This window comes from Pseudomonas sp. GW821-FHT10B02 (genome assembly GCF_059415665.1).
Genome location: NZ_JBWKNR010000001.1, coordinates 272,572 through 290,212 on the forward strand (window position 1 = coordinate 272,572; position 17,641 = coordinate 290,212).

General features: G+C 61.8%; 16 protein-coding genes. 10 read left to right on the forward strand and 6 right to left on the reverse strand.

Features of this window, described 5'->3' with window-relative positions; genetic code table 11:
- Nucleotides 1-123 precede the first annotated feature (123 nt).
- Entirely contained in the window at nt 124-354 is a 231-nt protein-coding gene (locus tag AC07OF_RS01295) for a DUF1127 domain-containing protein (protein ID WP_157190521.1), read from the forward strand.
- Between the two features lie 90 nt (nt 355-444).
- Here AC07OF_RS01295 and AC07OF_RS01300 read toward each other — a convergent pair whose 3' ends face one another.
- Nucleotides 445-1,749: an NAD(P)/FAD-dependent oxidoreductase gene (locus AC07OF_RS01300; protein ID WP_157190520.1), complete on the reverse strand. Its 1,305-nt coding sequence runs from the start codon at nt 1,747-1,749 to the stop codon at nt 445-447.
- A gap of 115 nt (nt 1,750-1,864) precedes the next feature.
- On the opposite strand from AC07OF_RS01300, the gene AC07OF_RS01305 reads away from it, so the two are divergent.
- Nucleotides 1,865-2,218 carry a YkgJ family cysteine cluster protein gene (locus tag AC07OF_RS01305; RefSeq protein WP_157190519.1) on the forward strand — a complete coding sequence of 118 codons (354 nt, stop codon included), beginning with the start codon at nt 1,865-1,867 and terminating at the stop codon, nt 2,216-2,218.
- A 3-nt stretch (nt 2,219-2,221) separates the two neighbouring features.
- Here the strand turns inward: AC07OF_RS01305 and dadR are convergent, their stop codons facing one another.
- Nucleotides 2,222-2,710 (reverse strand): transcriptional regulator DadR, encoded by a 489-nt coding sequence (dadR, locus tag AC07OF_RS01310; RefSeq protein WP_027980766.1) that lies wholly within the window; start codon nt 2,708-2,710, stop codon nt 2,222-2,224.
- A 156-nt stretch (nt 2,711-2,866) separates the two neighbouring features.
- On the opposite strand from dadR, the gene dadA reads away from it, so the two are divergent.
- The 6 genes from dadA (at nt 2,867) to AC07OF_RS01340 (ending at nt 8,864) form a co-directional block, all read left to right on the forward strand.
- Nucleotides 2,867-4,168: a D-amino acid dehydrogenase gene (gene dadA, locus AC07OF_RS01315; RefSeq protein ID WP_157190518.1), complete on the forward strand. Its 1,302-nt coding sequence runs from the start codon at nt 2,867-2,869 to the stop codon at nt 4,166-4,168.
- Nucleotides 4,140-4,493, forward strand: coding sequence for a RidA family protein (locus tag AC07OF_RS01320; RefSeq protein ID WP_038615873.1), 354 nt, complete (start codon nt 4,140-4,142; stop codon nt 4,491-4,493). Before dadA ends, AC07OF_RS01320 begins: the two co-directional genes overlap by 29 nt.
- A 95-nt stretch (nt 4,494-4,588) precedes the next feature.
- Nucleotides 4,589-5,662, forward strand: coding sequence for an alanine racemase (gene alr / locus AC07OF_RS01325; RefSeq protein WP_495072498.1), 1,074 nt, complete (start codon nt 4,589-4,591; stop codon nt 5,660-5,662).
- A 108-nt stretch (nt 5,663-5,770) separates the two neighbouring features.
- On the forward strand, nt 5,771-6,319 hold the full coding sequence (locus AC07OF_RS01330) for a cupin domain-containing protein (protein ID WP_028942437.1): 549 nt from the start codon (nt 5,771-5,773) through the stop codon (nt 6,317-6,319).
- A 139-nt stretch (nt 6,320-6,458) separates the two neighbouring features.
- Nucleotides 6,459-6,881: a c-type cytochrome gene (locus AC07OF_RS01335; protein WP_191830497.1), complete on the forward strand. Its 423-nt coding sequence runs from the start codon at nt 6,459-6,461 to the stop codon at nt 6,879-6,881.
- 117 nt (nt 6,882-6,998) lie between these two features.
- On the forward strand, nt 6,999-8,864 hold the full coding sequence (locus tag AC07OF_RS01340) for an acetyl-CoA hydrolase/transferase C-terminal domain-containing protein (RefSeq protein WP_495072559.1): 1,866 nt from the start codon (nt 6,999-7,001) through the stop codon (nt 8,862-8,864).
- A 95-nt stretch (nt 8,865-8,959) separates the two neighbouring features.
- On the opposite strand, the gene AC07OF_RS01345 is transcribed toward AC07OF_RS01340, so the two are convergent.
- Both AC07OF_RS01345 and rep read right to left on the reverse strand, forming a co-directional pair.
- Nucleotides 8,960-9,532, reverse strand: coding sequence for a xanthine phosphoribosyltransferase (locus AC07OF_RS01345; protein ID WP_038615864.1), 573 nt, complete (start codon nt 9,530-9,532; stop codon nt 8,960-8,962).
- A gap of 63 nt (nt 9,533-9,595) precedes the next feature.
- Nucleotides 9,596-11,605, reverse strand: a complete 2,010-nt coding sequence (gene rep / locus AC07OF_RS01350; protein ID WP_038615862.1) for a DNA helicase Rep — start codon at nt 11,603-11,605, stop codon at nt 9,596-9,598.
- Between the two features lie 264 nt (nt 11,606-11,869).
- Here rep and AC07OF_RS01355 point away from each other — a divergent pair, with 264 nt between their 5' ends.
- A complete protein-coding gene (locus tag AC07OF_RS01355) occupies nt 11,870-13,534 on the forward strand; it encodes a putative bifunctional diguanylate cyclase/phosphodiesterase (RefSeq protein WP_476446240.1) in 1,665 nt (554 codons plus the stop codon).
- A gap of 102 nt (nt 13,535-13,636) precedes the next feature.
- On the opposite strand, the gene AC07OF_RS01360 is transcribed toward AC07OF_RS01355, so the two are convergent.
- Nucleotides 13,637-15,028 carry a NorM family multidrug efflux MATE transporter gene (locus tag AC07OF_RS01360; protein ID WP_157194666.1) on the reverse strand — a complete coding sequence of 464 codons (1,392 nt, stop codon included), beginning with the start codon at nt 15,026-15,028 and terminating at the stop codon, nt 13,637-13,639.
- A 155-nt stretch (nt 15,029-15,183) separates the two neighbouring features.
- Here AC07OF_RS01360 and AC07OF_RS01365 point away from each other — a divergent pair, with 155 nt between their 5' ends.
- Nucleotides 15,184-16,104, forward strand: a complete 921-nt coding sequence (locus tag AC07OF_RS01365) for a LysR substrate-binding domain-containing protein (RefSeq protein WP_476446239.1) — start codon at nt 15,184-15,186, stop codon at nt 16,102-16,104.
- Between the two features lie 76 nt (nt 16,105-16,180).
- Here AC07OF_RS01365 and hglS read toward each other — a convergent pair whose 3' ends face one another.
- Entirely contained in the window at nt 16,181-17,578 is a 1,398-nt protein-coding gene (gene hglS, locus AC07OF_RS01370) for a 2-oxoadipate dioxygenase/decarboxylase HglS (protein WP_476446238.1), read from the reverse strand.
- Nucleotides 17,579-17,641: the final 63 nt, after the last annotated feature.

Sequence of the window (17,641 nt, forward strand, 5' to 3'; positions counted from 1 at the left end):
CAGCATTCAGTAGGAAAACTGCCAATTCTGTATGGAAATAATAACTAGGTTTTGAATCTGTAATGCTTTTCCTCATGCGCGCAAGCTTTTCCTACGGTTATCCAAACCCGGAGGAGTCAAGCAATGAGCGGTATGAGCGATGTGCGCCTGAAATTACACGCGGATGAACTGGGCCGTGAACAGCGTCTGCAGCTGTTTGATGTACCGGCCGGGCTCGGGCGCTGGGGGCTGATGGCGCACCGCTGGCACAGCCGCCGCGCCCTGCTGGAGCTGACGCCCGAGCAGCTGCGTGATGTTGGCCTGACGCCGGAGCAGGCGCGCGAGGAAGGGCTCAAGCCGTTCTGGCGTGGCTGAAATCGCTGCGCCGGCAAGGCCGGCTCCCACAAAAGCGGCACTGACCATTGTGGGAGCCGGCCTTGCCGGCGAGAGGCCCTGAGGCCTTTCTCAAACCAGCTCTTTGAGCCGATGCCAGAGCATGCCCAAGGCGAGCAACGGTGAACGCAGGTGTTTGCCGCCCGGGAAGGTGATGTGCGGCACCTTGGCGAACAGGTCGAAGCGCCCGCTGTGCTGGCCGCTGATGGCCTCACCGAGCAACTTGCCGGCCAGGTGGGTGGCATTGAGGCCGTGGCCGGAGTAGGCCTGGGCAAAGTACACGTTCGGCTGGCCTGGCAGGCGGCCGATCTGCGGCAGGCGATTGGCGCCGATGCCGATCATGCCGCCCCACTGGTAGTCGATGCGTACGTCGGCCAACTGCGGGAACACTTTGAGCATCTTCGGCCGCATGTACGCGGCGATATCCTGCGGATCGCGTCCGGAATAATGACAGGCGCCGCCGAACAGCAGGCGTCGGTCCGCGGAAAGGCGGTAGTAATCCAGGGCCACGCGCTGATCGCAGACCGCCATGTTCTGTGGCAGCAAATCGTGCGCCTGCGCTTCGCTCAAGGGTTCGGTGGCGATGATGTAGCTACCGGCGGGCAGTACCTTGCCGCCCAGTTCGGCATTCAGGTCATTGAGGTAGGCGTTGCAGCCCAGCACCAGCGTGCTGGCTTGCACCGAACCTTGTGCGGTGTGTACCCGCACCTGCGAGCCATAGTCGATGCGGGTGACCGCCGATTGTTCGAACAGGCGAACCCCAAGCTTGTTGGCCACAGCCGCCTCGCCCAAAGCCAGGTTCAGCGGGTGCAGATGTCCCGAGCCCATGTCGATCAGGCCGCCAACATAGCGGTCCGAGCCCACTACCGTGCGCATCTGATCAGGTTGCACCAGGCGCAGTTCATGGCGGTAGCCCAGGCTGCGCAACTCCTCGGCGTCCTCGGCGAAGCCCTGCAGGTCTTTCGGTTTGTTGGCCAGGTCGCAGTAGCCCCAGGTCAGGTCGCAGCTGATGGCGTGGCGTTCGATGCGCTGGCGGACGATATCCACCGCTTCCAGGCCCATCAGTTTCAGCTCACGCACACCATCGCTGCCCAGCACCGGGGTGAACTGATCAAGGCCGTGGCCAACGCCACGAATCAGTTGCCCGCCATTACGCCCGCTGGCGCCCCAGCCGATCTTGCGGGCCTCAAGGAGGATCACGTTGAGGCCGCGCTCGGCCAGCTCGATCGCCGTGTTCAACCCGGAAAAACCGCCGCCGACCACACAGACGTCGCAGCTCAATTCGCCCTGCAGCGGTGGATACTCCGGTTGTGGCAGGCTGCTGGCGGCGTAGTAGGAAGCGACGTGAGAAGCGGGTGATTGAACAGGGGCGCTCATGGATGAGTCCTGATTTTAAGTGTTTGGAAAAATTGACGCAGGATAAGCTGCACTTTCGGCACCGGGCAACCATGGGGCAAAATAGCGCCTTTCCCGTTCTTCGCCGCAGGCCGCCATGAGTTGCAACAGCCACAAGATCCGTTTCCTGCGCGATCAGATCCCGTCGTTCGAGTGCGTCCCCGGTTGCCATGACTGCTGTGGGCCGGTGACTACGTCCTCGGAAGAAATGGCCCGGCTGCCACGCAAAAGCGCCGCCGAGCAGGAGGCCGCCCTGGCCGAGCTCAACTGTGTGCACCTGGGGCCCAACGGCTGCACGGTGTACGAAGAGCGGCCACTGATCTGCCGGCTGTTCGGTACCACTGAGCGTCTGCCATGCCCCAACGGTCGCGGCCCGGCCGAAATGATCGATCCCCAGGCCGAGAAGCTGGTGCACCAGTACATCGCCAGCACCCGTCAGGTGCTGGTCTGAACCTCAATCCGGAATCGGCAGGCTGAGGCTCTCTTTGACCTCTTCCATGACAATGTAACTCTTCGATTCGCGCACGTGCGGCAACTTCAGCAGGATGTCGCCGAGCAGCTTGCGGTACGAGGCCATCTCCGAGATCCGTGCCTTGACCAGGTAATCGAAGTCGCCCGAAACCAGGTGGCATTCCAGTACGTGAGGCAGCTTCAGCACCGCGCGGCGGAACTCTTCGAAGGTGTCGCCCGACTTGTAGTCCAGGCTGATTTCGACGAATACCAGCAGGCTACCCTTGAGGTGCTGCGGGTTGAGCCGGGCGTTGTAGCCCATGATGATCCCTTCGCGCTCCAGACGCCGGACCCGTTCGGTGCAGGGTGTCGTCGACAAGCCGACTTTTTCGCCCAGTTCAGTAAACGAGATCCGTCCATCTGCCTGCAGGATCCGCAGGATATTGCGGTCGATCTTATCCAGTTCACGTTTGCTTTGGTGCTGGGTTCTCATAGTGGATGCCCCTCCGTAAAAGCGTACTCTGCCGAGAATTCTCGCCAAATATAGGCTTTTATATAGTGAAATGCACTGGTCATACCTTCCTATACTGCGCGCATCTATGCCATTAACAACAAATGTCAGCGGTACGCTGCGTCGAGGGTAATCAACATGCGAGTTCTGGTACTTGGTAGCGGTGTGATCGGAACCGCCAGTGCCTACTATCTGGCACGGCAGGGTTTTGAAGTCGTCGTGGTCGACCGTCAACCGGCCGTCGCCATGGAAACCAGCTTTGCCAACGCCGGCCAGGTCTCGCCAGGCTACGCCTCGCCCTGGGCTGCGCCGGGCGTGCCGCTCAAGGCCATCAAATGGCTACTCGAGCGCCATGCACCTCTGGCGATCAAGGCCACCGCTGACATCGACCAATACCTGTGGATGGCGCAGATGTTGCGCAACTGCACCGCCAACCGCTATGCCGTGAACAAAGAGCGCATGGTGCGTCTGTCCGAGTACAGCCGCGACTGCCTCGACGAGCTGCGTGCCGAAACCGGCATTGCCTACGAAGGCCGCACCCTGGGTACTACCCAGCTGTTCCGCACCCAGGCGCAACTGGACAACGCCGCCAAGGACATCGCCGTCCTCGAGCAGTCCGGTGTGCCATATGAGGTCCTCGACCGCGAAGGCATCGCCCGCGTCGAGCCGGCCCTGGCCAACGTCACCGACATTCTCGCCGGCGCCCTGCGTCTGCCTAACGACCAGACCGGCGACTGCCAGCTGTTCACCACCCGCCTGGCGGAAATGGCCATCAAGCTCGGTGTCGAATTCCGCTTCGGTCAGGACATTCAGCGCCTGGACTACGCCGGTGACCGTATCAACGGCGTGTGGATCGACGGCAAGCTGGAAACCGCCGACCGCTACGTGCTGGCGCTGGGCAGCTACTCGCCGCAATTGCTCAAGCCGCTGGGCATCAAGGCCCCGGTCTATCCGCTCAAGGGCTACTCGCTGACCGTGCCGATCACCGACCCGGCCATGGCCCCGACCTCGACCATTCTCGACGAGACCTACAAGGTTGCGATCACCCGTTTCGACAATCGCATCCGCGTTGGTGGCATGGCTGAAATCGCCGGTTTTGACCTGTCGCTGAACCCGCGTCGGCGCGAAACCCTGGAGATGATCGTCAACGATCTTTATCCTCGTGGCGGCGACCTCAGCCAGGCCAGTTTCTGGACCGGCCTGCGTCCGACCACTCCGGACGGCACGCCGATCGTCGGTGCCACGCCGTTCCGCAACCTGTTCCTCAACACCGGTCACGGTACACTGGGCTGGACCATGGCCTGCGGTTCCGGTCGCTTGCTGGCCGACCTGATCGCGCGCAAAAAGCCGCAGATCAGTGCCGAAGGTCTCGATATCTCTCGTTACGGAAAACATCAGGAGCCTGCAAAACATGGCAATCCAGCGCCAGCTCACCAATGAGCGCATGAGTCAGATCGTTACCCACAATGGCACCGTCTACCTGGCGGGCCAGGTGGGCGACGACATGAATGCCGGGATTGAGCAGCAGACCCGTGAAACCCTGGCCAACATCGAGCGTCTGCTGGATCTGGCGGGCACCGACAAGAGCCGTTTGCTCTCGGTGACCATCTATCTGAAGGACATCGATGCCCACTTCCAGGGCATGAACAGTGTCTGGGACAGCTGGCTGCCGAAAGGCGTCGCACCTGCCCGCGCCACCGTTGAAGCCAAGCTGTGCGAGCCGGAAATCCTCGTAGAGCTGTCGGTGGTCGCCGCACTGCCGTAACCGCAATCCCTCACCCGGTGCCGCTGGCGGCCCATCAGCTGCGATTGAGCACCGGGCTTTTTACTTCTAACCAGACTGCCCAGAAGGCTGCCGTCATGCGTCCTGCCCGTGCCCTTATCGATCTACAAGCCCTGCGTCACAACTATCAACTTGCCCGCGAACTGACCGGTGCCAAAGCCCTGGCCGTGATCAAGGCCGATGCCTACGGTCATGGCGCCGTGCGTTGCGCCCTGGCGCTTGAGCAGCAAGCCGATGGTTTTGCCGTGGCTTGCATCGAAGAGGCGCTGGAGTTGCGCGCGGCCGGAATCAAGGCACCGGTGTTGCTGCTCGAAGGCTTTTTCGAAGCCAGCGAACTGCCATTGATCGTCCAGCATGATCTGTGGTGCGTGGTGCATTCGTTGTGGCAACTCGAAGCCATCGAGCAGGCGCAGTTGAGCAAACCGATCACCGTGTGGCTCAAGCTCGACTCGGGCATGCACCGAGTTGGCCTGCACGCCAAGGACTATCAGGCGGCCTACCAGCGTCTGCTGGCCAGCGGCAAGGTCGCGCGCATCGTGCTGATGAGCCACTTCGCCCGTGCCGATGAACTCGACAGCGCAGCCAGCAACGAGCAGCTCGCGGTATTCCAGAGCGCCCGTCAGGGCCTGAGTGCCGAGGTCAGCCTGCGCAACTCGCCGGCGGTGCTCGGTTGGCCGAACATGCCCAGCGACTGGGTGCGTCCGGGTCTGATGCTGTACGGGGCCACGCCGTTCGAAGTGCCACAGGCAGAGGCCGCCCGGCTGCAGCCGGTGATGACCGTGCAATCGCGGGTCATCAGCGTGCGTGAGCTGCCGGCCGGCGAGCCGGTGGGCTATGGCGCCAAGTTCGTCAGCCCGCGGCCGACCCGGGTCGGTGTAGTGGCCATGGGTTATGCCGATGGTTATCCACGCCAGGCGCCAAACGGCACCCCGGTACTGGTGTCCGGCAAGCGCACCCAGCTGATCGGCCGGGTATCGATGGACATGCTCTGCATCGACCTTACCGACGTACCGGAAGCCGGCCTGGGCAGCCCGGTCGAATTGTGGGGCAAAAACGTGCTGGCCAGCGAAGTGGCCATGCATGCCGGCAACATCCCCTACCAGATTTTCTGCAACCTCAAGCGCGTACCGCTGGACTACAGCGGCGATTAACACGCGAAAGCGGACAGGCTGCGGGTCGAAGTGTTGTAAATACTGAACGCTGTTGCGATGATAACGTTCAATTTCGACCCCACTCGTTCGTTTAGGAGGGCTCCAGCATTGGACGTCGGTGAACGACTGCAAGCCATTCGCAAGCTCAAGGGCCTGTCCCAGCGTGAACTCGCCAAACGTGCGGGTGTCACCAACAGCACGATCTCGATGATCGAGAAGAACAGCGTCAGCCCTTCAATCAGCTCGTTGCGTAAAGTGCTGGGCGGTATTCCTATGTCCATGGTCGAGTTCTTCTCTGAAGAACTGCAGCCGGAAAACCCCACGCAGATCGTCTACAAGGCCCACGAGCTGATCGATATTTCCGACGGTGCGGTGACCATGAAGCTGGTCGGCAAGGCGCACCCGAGCCGGGCGATCGCGTTTCTCAATGAGGTCTACCCGCCGGGTGCCGATACTGGCGAAGAAATGCTCACCCATGATGGTGAAGAGACCGGCATTCTTCTCGAAGGTCGCCTGGAACTGGTGGTCGGCCTGGAAACTTTTATCCTCGAAGCGGGCGACAGCTACTATTTTGAAAGTACCAAGCCGCACCGTTTCCGTAATCCGTACGATGAGCCGGCCCGGCTGATCAGTGCGGCGACCCCGGCCAACTTCTAAGGCGTATAGCGCGGCGGATTGTCGCGGCTAAGACCCTTTGGACACTAGGGTTGTTTCGGTATGGCAGGGTTCCCGTTATACTTGCGCCGCCTGCGAATCCGTGGCCGCGGGCGTGACTAGCCACCATGAGGGTGTACGTGTGAATCTAATCAAGAAAATGCTGGCCGTACCAGCTGCCGTATTGGCCCTTTGGGCAGTCAGCGCAACAGCTGCGACCAACGACGATATCGCCAAGCGACTGGAACCGGTCGGCCAGGTGTGTGTACAAGGTCAGGAATGCAAGGGTATGGAAGTCGCTGCCTCCGCTGGCGGCGGTGGTGCCAAGACCCCGGATGAAATCATCGCCAAGCACTGCAATGCTTGCCACGGCAGTGGACTGCTCGGCGCGCCGAAGATCGGCGACACCCCGGCCTGGAAAGAGCGTGCCGACCACCAGGGTGGTCTGGACGGCATCCTGGCCAAGGCCATCACTGGTATCAACGCCATGCCGCCTAAAGGCACCTGCGCCGACTGCTCGGATGACGACCTGATGGGCGCCATCAAGAAGATGTCCGGCCTGTAAGCCTGCGCTTCGCCAACAAAGCCCGCCGTGTGCGGGCTTTGTCGTTTTTAGCGCTGGCCTGCGGAGCAATCTCGGGCCATGCTCGGTCGAACCTGCAAGGATGACCGGGAGGCGCAGATGGCGCAAAGCTGCTCGATCGAAAAGGCCGTAGACGAAGTGCTGGCGCGTTTGCCGGCGCACATTCACATGGGCCTGCCACTGGGCTTGGGCAAGCCCAATGCCTTCGTCAACGCGTTGTATGCGCGCATCCGCCAGTTACCGGAACGGCGCCTGACGATCTATACCGCTTTGAGCCTGGGCAGGCCCGATCTGGGCGATGGTCTGCAACGGCGCTTTCTCGAACCCTTTATCGAGCGCGTGTTCGCCGACTATGAAGAGCTCGAATACCTAAGTGACCTGCGCAAGGACCGATTACCGGCGAACATTCGCGTCGAGCAGTTCTTCATGCAGCCCGGCAGTCTGCTGCACAGTGCTACGGCCCAGCAGGATTACGTCAGCAGCAACTACAGCCACGCCGCGCGGGACATCAACGCCAAAGGCCTGAACCTGGTGGCCCAGCTGGTGGCTGAAGATCCGCAACACCCGGATCACCTGAGTTTGAGTTGCAACCCGGACATCACCCTCGACCTGTTGCCGATGATCGAGCGTCGGCGCGTGGCAGGGGAAACCATCCTGCTGTTGGGTCAGGTACATGCCGAGCTGCCCTACATGCCCGGTGCTTCTGAATTGCCTCGGCAAGAGTTCGACTTGTTGATCGATACCGTCGAGCACCGACGCCTGTTCTCGACGCCGAACATGCCGGTCACCACCCAGGATCACTTCATTGGTTTACACGCCAGCACCCTGGTGCGCGATGGCGGCACTTTGCAGATCGGCATTGGTGCCATGGGCGATGCCCTGACTGCTGCGCTCCTGGCCCGACAAGCTGAAAGTGAAGCCTACCAGGCGTTACTCGCAGACATGGATCTTCAGCCATGGCAGCAACTGATTGCCCGCGAAGGTGGCACCGAGCCCTTTACCCACGGGCTGTATGGCTGCAGTGAGATGTTCGTCAACGGCCTGTTGGCGCTGTTGGAGGCGGGCATCATCCGGCGCCCGGTCGATGGCGGCGTGTTGGTGCATGGTGGCTTCTTCCTCGGGCCCCAGGCGTTCTACCAGCGCTTGCGTGATATGCCGCTGGAAACCCGCAAATGCATTGATATGCGCGCAATCAGCTACATCAACGAACTGTACGGTGAGGAGTCGCTCAAGCGCTCGCAACGCCTCGATGCGCGCTTCATCAACACGGTGTTCACCATGACCCTGATGGGCGCCGGGGTTGCTGATCAGCTGGAAGATGGGCGGGTGCTCAGCGGTGTCGGCGGGCAATACAACTTTGTTGCCCAGGGGCATGCGCTGGAGGGCGCGCGCTCGATTCTGTTGCTGCGTAGCTGGCGCGAATCAGGCGGCGAGGTCAGTTCCAACCTGGTCTGGAACTACGGCCATTGCACCATTCCCCGGCACCTGCGTGATGTGGTCGTCACCGAGTACGGCATTGCCGATTTACGCGGGCAAACCGATGCCGAGACGATTCAACGATTGCTGGCGGTCTGTGATTCGCGTTTTCAGCCCGGGCTGATCGAGCAAGCGCAGAAAGCTGGAAAACTACCGTCCGGATTTCAGCTGGAGGCGCGTTTTACCAACAACACGCCGCAACGGCTGCAGCAGTTGCGTAACGCCCATGCACGGTTGTTTCCCGAGTATCCGCTGGGCAGTGATTTCACCGATGAAGAGCGCGATTTGTTGCGGGCGTTGAACTGGCTCAAGAGCAAGTTCAAGTTGAGCGAGGTTTTGGAGCTGGGCAGGGCAGCACTCGACGCTCCGGCGCCTGAGGCTTACCCACAACAGCTGGCGCGGATGGGGCTGGCGCAGCCGCAGGGGCTGAAAGAGGAGCTGTATCAGCGGTTGTTGCTGGCGGGGTTGCAGGCTACAGCGGTCGCTTGAGGGCCATTCGCCGGCAAGGCCGGCTCCCACAATAGTCCAGGATCAACCCAGTTCCCTGTGGGAGCCGGCCTTGCCGGCGATTGGATCAACGCGAATTACTCGATGAAAGTAACCACGCCATCTTTCAGCGACTTGACCCGAGCCAGCGATTCAACGCGGTAGCCCTGGCTGTCCAGCTCGGCACGGCCGCCCTGGAACGACTTCTCGATGACGATACCCAGGCCGGCAACGGTGGCGCCCGCTTGCTTGATGATCGAGATCAGCGCCTGGGAGGCTTTGCCATTGGCCAGGAAGTCGTCGATCACCAGCACGCGGTCGCTGCTGTTCAGATGGCGCGGGGAGATCGCCACGGTGTTTTCGGTCTGCTTGGTGAAGGAGTACACCGAGGCGGTCAGCAGGTTCTCGGTCAGGGTCAGCGACTGGTGCTTGCGCGCGAAAATCACCGGGACACCCAGCTTCAGGCCGGTCATCACTGCCGGGGCGATACCCGAGGCTTCGATGGTGACGATCTTGGTGACGCCGGAGTCGGCGTACAGCCGGGCGAACTCGTCGCCAATCAGTTGCATCAGCGCAGGGTCGATCTGATGGTTGAGAAACGCATCGACTTTGAGAACCTGATCGGAAAGCACGATGCCTTCTTCGCGAATCTTCTGGTGCAGTGCTTCCACTGTGGTATTTCCTCGATGTAGCAAGAGTGGCTACGGCAGTGCGCCGCAGCAAAGGTTGATTATCTAACGTTTCAGCATGGCGCGGATATCGGCCAGTGCATTATTGCCGCGCGCCGCCTTCACTTCGGTGGGCGCATCGTCCAGGCCTTCCCAGGCCAGGTCATCGTCGGGCAGCTCGTCAAGGAAGCGGCTCGGCGCACAATCGATGATCTCGCCGTACTGCTTGCGTTTGGCCGCAAAGGTGAAGGCCAGGGTCTGGCGCGCGCGGGTAATGCCCACGTAGGCCAGACGCCGTTCTTCTTCGATGGTGTCGGCTTCGATGCTGGAACGGTGCGGAAGAATCTCTTCCTCCATGCCCATGATGAACACGTAGGGGAATTCCAGGCCCTTGGAGGCATGCAGGGTCATCATCTGCACGCCCTCGGCACCGTCTTCTTCCTCCTGCTGACGTTCGAGCATGTCACGCAGGACCAGCTTGCCGATGGCTTCCTCGATGGTCATCTCACCGTCTTCGTCCTTCTCCAGGGTGTTTTTCAACGCCTCGATCAGGAACCAGACGTTACCCATGCGAAAGTCCGCGGCCTTGTCGCTGGAGCTGTTGGTGCGAATCCAGTTCTCGTAGTCGATGTCGGTGACCATGCCACGCAGGGCGGCAATCGGATCTTCCAGGGCAACCTGCTCGCGGACCTTGTCCATCCAGCGCTTGAAGCGCTGCAGACGGTCGGTGAAGCGGCTGTCCAGATGCTCGCCCAGGCCCAGCTCCTCGCTGGCGGCGTACATCGAGATCTTGCGTTCGGTCGCGTAGTTGCCGAGCTTTTCCAGGGTGGTCGAGCCGATTTCCCGGCGCGGTACGTTGATCACCCGCAGGTAAGCGTTATCGTCGTCCGGGTTTACCAGCAAGCGGAAGTAGGCCATCAGGTCTTTTACTTCCTGGCGTCCGAAGAAGCTGTTACCGCCGGACAGACGGTACGGCACCTGATGGTGCTGCAGCTTCAGTTCGATCAGCTTGGCCTGGTAGTTGCCGCGGTAGAGGATGGCGAAGTCGCTGTAAGGGCGGTCGGTGCGCAGGTGCAGGCTGAGGATTTCCATGGCCACCCGTTCGGCCTCGGATTCCTCGTTCTTGCAGCGGATCACACGGATTTCGTCACCGTGGCCCATCTCACTCCACAGCTGCTTCTCGAACGCATGCGGGTTGTTCGAGATCAGCACGTTGGCGCAGCGCAGGATGCGGCTGGTGGAGCGGTAGTTCTGCTCGAGCATCACCACCTTCAGCGACGGGTAATCCTCTTTGAGCAACATCAGGTTTTCCGGGCGCGCGCCACGCCAGGCGTAGATCGACTGGTCGTCGTCACCGACCACGGTGAACTGGTTGCGCGTGCCGATCAGCATTTTCACCAGCAAATACTGGCTAGCGTTGGTGTCCTGATATTCGTCCACCAGCAGGTAGCGCACCTTGTTCTGCCATTTTTCCAGGATGTCGGCGTGTTCCTCGAACAGCTTCACCGGCAGCAGGATCAGGTCGTCGAAGTCCACCGCGTTGAACGCCTTGAGCGTGCGCTGGTAGTGGGCGTAGACGATAGCAGCGGTCTGTTCCTTGGGATTGCGCGCCTTTTCCAGGGCCTCGGGCGGCAGGATCAGGTCGTTTTTCCAGGCGCCGATCATGTTCTTGATCTCGTCGACACCGTCGTCGCCCGAGTATTCCTTCTGCATGATGTCGGTCATCAGCGCTTTGACGTCGGTCTCGTCGAAGATCGAGAAACCCGGCTTGTAGCCCAGTCGCTGATGTTCCTTGCGGATGATGTTCAGGCCCAGGTTGTGGAAGGTCGACACGGTCAGGCCGCGCCCCTCGCCTTTGCGCAACAGGGTGCCGACCCGCTCTTTCATTTCCCGCGCGGCCTTGTTGGTGAAGGTCATGGCCACGATGTACTGCGCACGGATGCCGCAATTCTGGATCAGGTGCGCGATTTTGCGGGTGATCACGCTGGTCTTGCCGGAACCGGCACCGGCGAGCACCAAAAGAGGGCCGCCGACGTAGTTCACGGCTTCTTGTTGCCGGGGATTGAGTCGGGACATGACGAAAACCGGGGTCGCTAGAAAAATAGCCGCGCATTTTAGCAGGGGTGGAGAGATTCTGCCGCGACCGTCTGACAGTGTGACGTACCACGCGATCTAAATTTGCCGCTTTTGTTACTTTCCCGCAGGATGCGTGGCGAAACCTGCGGGATGTCGGCAATGGAATGGCTCGATGTTAAGTGAAAATCATTTTCACTAATGGTTTAGGATGAGCCTCTCGCTGCCCATTGTCATATGACTGTGTCCACGTCCTAAGGAGCCAGCTTGTCTACGCCTGTCGAACCCTTGCGTTTGCTCTTGCTGGCTGACGAGCCTGAATGGGCCGCCGCCTTGCGTGATTGCCTGACGCCGCTGGCGGGCAGTGCGGTGCTGTTGACCGCACCGAACTGGGACGCAGTCGACAGCCTGTTTGCCAATGACCGTAATGCCCTGGTGCTGGCCACCCCGCAACTGCAGCCGGCGCCCGGCCGCTGCATCTTGCCGATGGTGTTGCTGCTTGAGCATGAACCGCAGGTGCCACCGCCGGGTGTCAGCGACTGGCTGGTACTTGACCAGCTCGGCCCCGATACCTTGCGCCGCAGCCTGCGCCATGTGCGCGAGCGCGGTGTGCTGGAGGCCACCCTGCTGCGCCTGGCCGAACAGGATCCGCTGACCGGTATCGCCAACCGCCAGGGCTTTCAGACCCTGCTGGCCGCACGCCTGGCCGACAACGACGGGCGTGGGGTGGCCCTCGGTCACCTGGACCTGGACAACTTTCGCCGGGCCAACGATGCGCTTGGCCATCAGGCCGGTGACCGGCTGATCCTGCAGGTGGTCGGGCGCCTGAAAAGCCAGCTTGAGGCCGGCGACCAGGTGGCCCGCCTGGGCAGCGACGAATTCGCGCTGCTGATCGACACGCGCCGCGAGCCACAACGCGCTGAATGGATGGCTGAACGTATTACCGAGGCCCTGGCCGAACCCTACTGGGTCGACGGCGAGAGCCTGTTGATCGGCTGCAGCCTGGGGGTCGCCCATGCCCGTGCCCAAGGCGGTGCGGACCCGCTGATGTGGCATGCGCACATTGCCATGCAACAGGCCAAGGGCACTCAGGGCTGCACCTTTCATGTCTTCAACGAACGCATCAACCGCAACGCGCGCAGCCTCGCCGATCTGGAAAGCGAGTTGCGCCGCGCCTTGCGTCGCGACGAGCTGGAGTTGCACTACCAGCCACGCTTGGACATGGCCGACGGGCGTATTGTCGGCCTGGAGGCGCTGGTGCGCTGGCGTCACGCCGAGCGCGGTTTGCTGCCGCCCAGCGAGTTCGTGCCGCTGGCCGAGCAGAGCGGGCTGATCGTGCCGTTGGGCTACTGGGTGATTTCCCGCGCCTTGCGCGACATGCAGGCGCTGCGTGAACAGGGCCTGGCGCCGCTGCACATGGCGGTGAACCTGTCGTTCCGCCAGTTTCAGGACAGCCAGCTGCTGGCCACCTTGAGTCGCTTGATCATCGAGCATGGCGTCGATGCCCGCTGGCTGGAGTTCGAACTCACCGAAACCGCGGTGATGCGCCGTAACGATCTGGTCGAGAAGACCATGGACGCCCTGGGTCGCCTGGGGGTGCGGTTTTCCCTCGATGACTTCGGTACCGGCTTTTCCTCCTTCGTCCACCTCAACAGCCTGCCGATCACCTTGCTCAAGGTCGATCGCAGCTTTGTCGGTGGTATGGAAAAGCGGGAAGAGAATCGCAAACTGGTCCATGCCATGATCAACCTGGCGCACAACCTCAACCTGGAGGTGGTGGCCGAAGGGGTGGAAACCCCGGAGCAGATGGACCTGCTGCGCAGCTTCAACTGTGATCAGGTACAGGGTTTCCTGATCAGTCGGCCGTTGCCGGTTGATGAGTTGATAGTGTTTTTGCAGAGCGGGTCGGCGCAGCGGTCGGTGGCGTTGTAGGCCCGGGGCTGCTGCGCACCCCATCGCTGGCAAGGCCAGCTCCCACAAGGATCTCTATCATCTTGTCATTGTCGGAGCCGGCCTTGCCGGCGATGAGGACTTTCAACTCACTGAAGCTGCTGCGTCGTTCACGCCGTTAGAACGCCCCAACATCCGCTTCATCCGCCACTCGAACGCCAGCGTCAGGGTCACCGCCGCACACGCCAGGCCCAGTGCCAGACCCCACCAGACGCCAACCGCGCCCATGCCCAAGGTGAAGGCCAGCAGCCAGGCCGCCGGGGCGCCGATCACCCAGTAGCAGAACAGCCCGACCAGGAAGGTGGTCTTGGCGTCCTTGAGCCCGCGGATCGAGCCCATGGCGATGGTCTGCACGCCGTCAAACAGCTCGAACCACGCCGCGACCATCAACAGGCTCACCGCCAGCTGGATGATGTCGGCAAAGGCCGGGTCATCGTGGTCGAGGAACAGCCCTACCAGCGGGTCCGGCAGCAGCCAGAACAGGATGGCAAACATCAGCATCATCGCCGCGCCAAAACCGATCCCGACGCGGCCGGCGTGGCGTGCGCCAAGCAGGTTACCGGCACCGTAATACAGCCCCACACGCATGGTCACGGCATACGACAGGCCCGCTGGAATCATGAACGCCGTGGAGACGATCTGCAGGGCGATCTGGTGCGCCGCAAGCTCGGTGCTACCGAGCACACCCATGCACAGCGCGGCGAAGGCGAACAGGCCGACTTCTACGGTGTAGGTGCCGCCGATCGGCAGACCCAGGCGCCACAATTCGCGCAAGGCAGGCCAGGACGGACGGCTCAGGCCCTTGGCAATCGGGTAGGGCGCATAAGCCGGGTGCCAGCGGATATACAGGGCCATGGCCACGGCCATGCAGTTGGCCACGATGGCGGTGACCAGACCGATACCCACCAGTCCCAGTTTCGGCAGGCCGAACATGCCCTCGATCAACGCATAGTTGAGCAGAAAGTTGGCCACGGTGCCGACCAGGCTGATGACCATCACCGGCGTCGAGCGACCGATGGCGCTGGTAAAGCCGCGCAGGGCCATGAAGCTCAGGTAGCCGGGCAGGGCGAAGGGCAGCAACAGCAGGAACTGGGCGGCCGCTTCGACGTTGTCAGGGCTCTGGCCGAGGAGCAACAGCACCGGTTCCAGGTTCCACAGCGCCAGCGCCGCCACCAGGGCCATGGCCCAGGCCAGCCACAGCCCGGCCTGGGTCAGGCGGGTGGCACCGACGGTGTCACCGGCACCCTTGCGAATGGCCACCAAGGTACCGACGGCCGCGATAACGCCCAGACAGAAAATCGACACGAACGAGTAGCTTGCCGCGCCCAGACCACCGCCAGCCAGGGCCTGCGGGCTGATGCGGGCCATCATCAGGGTGTCGGTCAGCACCATCAGCATGTGCGCCAGTTGCGAGGCGATCAGCGGACCGGCCAGGCGCAACAGGGCCTTGAGTTCATGAGTGGGTGCGGCCTGCATTGAATCGTCCTTTTCTAGCATTGCTGTGGGAAAGCGGGAAATTCTCATCCTTTATACGGTTATTCGCAAAAGGATAAAAACGATCAGTGGCATGATTAAAACTCATGCAAGTATGATCCTGTGGATTACCCAGGGCTTATGCGGAGGATTCGTCCATGCCCCGTCGTTTACCGCCGTTGTATGCCTTGCGGGCCTTTGAGGCGGCTGCCCGACACAGCTCCTTCACCCGCGCCGGGGATGAGTTATCGATCACCCAAAGCGCAGTCAGCCGTCATATCCGCACGCTGGAAGAGCATTTCGCCTGCCGTTTGTTCGTGCGCAATGGCCGCAGCCTGCAACTGAGCGAAGCGGCGCGGCTGTTGCTGCCGGGCGTGCGTGAAGGCTTCGCGGCACTGGAGCGCGCCTGTAATACGCTGCGCAGCGAGGACGACATCCTGCGCATGAAAGCGCCCTCGACGCTGACCATGCGCTGGTTGCTGGCGCGCCTCAGTCGCTTTCGTCATCTGCAGCCGGGCAATGAGGTGCAACTGACCAGCGCCTGGATGGATGTCGATCATGTCGATTTCAACCATGAGCCTTTTGATTGCGCGGTACTGCTTGGCGATGGGCGCTTTCCGCCGGACTGGGAAGTGGCGCGGCTGTTTTCCGAGCTGCTGATCCCGGTGGGGGCCCCCGAGCTGCTGGCTGAAGGGCCTTGGGACGCAAAACGCCTGGCCGCTATCGAGCTGTTGCACCCGACACCTGACAAGCGTGACTGGCGCAGTTGGCTGGCGCGCATGGGGTTGACGGACAAGGTCTCGCTCAAGGGCGGTCAGGTGTTCGATACCCTGGAGCTGGGGATGATCGCTGCCGCGCGGGGTTACGGGGTGTCGATGGGCGATTTGCTGATGGTGGCCGAGGATGTGGCCCAGGGGCGTTTGAGCCTGCCTTGGCCGACAGCGGTGGCCAGTGGCCTGGACTATTACCTGGTGTGGCCGAAAACCCGCCCGGGGGGGGAGCGGTTGCGGCGCTTGAGTGATTTTCTGCAGGGTGAGGCCGATGCTATGGACCTGCCGAAGGTGGAGGTCCTCAGGTAGCTATCGCGGGGCAAGCCCGCTCCCACCGGGATCATTGCAACCTCGGTGGGAGCGGGCTTGCCCCGCGAAGAGGCCCTTACAGCCCCGGCAAATCCAGTGCCCTGGCACAGGCCTGCAACGACCGCTGCTGACTCTGCGCATACAGCGCCAGCTCATCCTGCACCGGCTTGCCCAGCGCCTGTTCAAAGGCATCGCGGTTGGCATTGCTGCCGTACTCGCTCTGCGCCTCATCCCCCAGGTTGGACTGGAAGATCCCCGCCGCACTGACCGGCAGGAAGTCTTCATACACCAATGCTTCGAAATGCACATGACCGGCATCGATCAGGCCATCCAGCGAGGTTGGGCGCCCCGCGTCGCCCCGTGCAGCCAGGCCGCGTTCGGTGGGGAAATAGCGGAAGTACGCCAGGCCCTGCTCACGCATCTGCGCGAGGTCATCCGGGAATGCCTGGAAGCTGTCTTTGAGCAACTGCATGTAGCGTTCGGCATTGGCTTCTGCCGGTACGCCGCCCAATGAGTCGCGGGCAGCATCGAGCAGTTGGTCATACAGCTGGCGCCCTTTGGGGGTCAGCGCCGCACCACGCTGCTCGATCTCGCCAAAGCGTGCCGTGTGACTGCCACCCGCAGCACCTTGCTGATCACTGAACGCGACCTTTTCCTGCAGGGCTTTGAAGCTGGTCTGACGCAGCAGGATCGGGTAGCGCCGTGGTGGCGGGCCTTCGATCACCGCCTTGGGCGGAATGCCTTTGGCCGGCATGCCCAGCTGGATCGCATCGATGTCCAGGGTGCGTGGCGTCAGATGGTTGATGTGCGGGCCTTTGAAGGCCACGACATCGGCGATCAGACGGTGTTGATCATGCAACTGTTGATACTGCTCGGCAGTCACGGTGGCATCGTGGTGCCAGCGGAAGGTGTGCAGGGCCTCGTCAACAAAAATGCGGGCATCATCAGTATTCAGGCCGCCATCACGTTCGAACTGCTGGATCAGCTCTAGAGCGCGCGGGGTGAAGATCTGCCGCTTGGCGAGGATCTGCCGGGCTAACTCGCGCAAAGCCGGGTTGTCGATCAGCTCCAGGCGCAACAGCGAAGTGAAAACCCGGAACGGGCTGATATGCAGCGATTGTTCGTGAACGGCGCGAAAAGCGGTGGAATGCACCGGTACGCCGGCCGAGCTGAGGTCGTAATAACCCACCGGTTGCATGCCCATCACCGCAAACAGGCGGGCGATGGTCGCCAGCTCTTCGGCAGTACCGACGCGGATGGCGCCATGGCGCTCCTGGTCCAGGCGTTCGATTTCGCCGGTCCAGCGCAGGGCCTGGGCCACCTCTGGCTGCTCGGCCATGACCTGCTGGTTGATTTCGCTCACCAGCGACAGCAGGGTGCCGTACAGCGGCACTTCCTGTTTGTACATGAGCGACATGGCGGCGGAGAACTGCGCGCGAATGCTGTCCGGGCTGACGAAATCTTGAGCGGGCATCGAAAGCTTCCTGGTGAGGTGGGCACCCCTACATGAAAGCGAGGAATGCAGTACTCCCGCAAG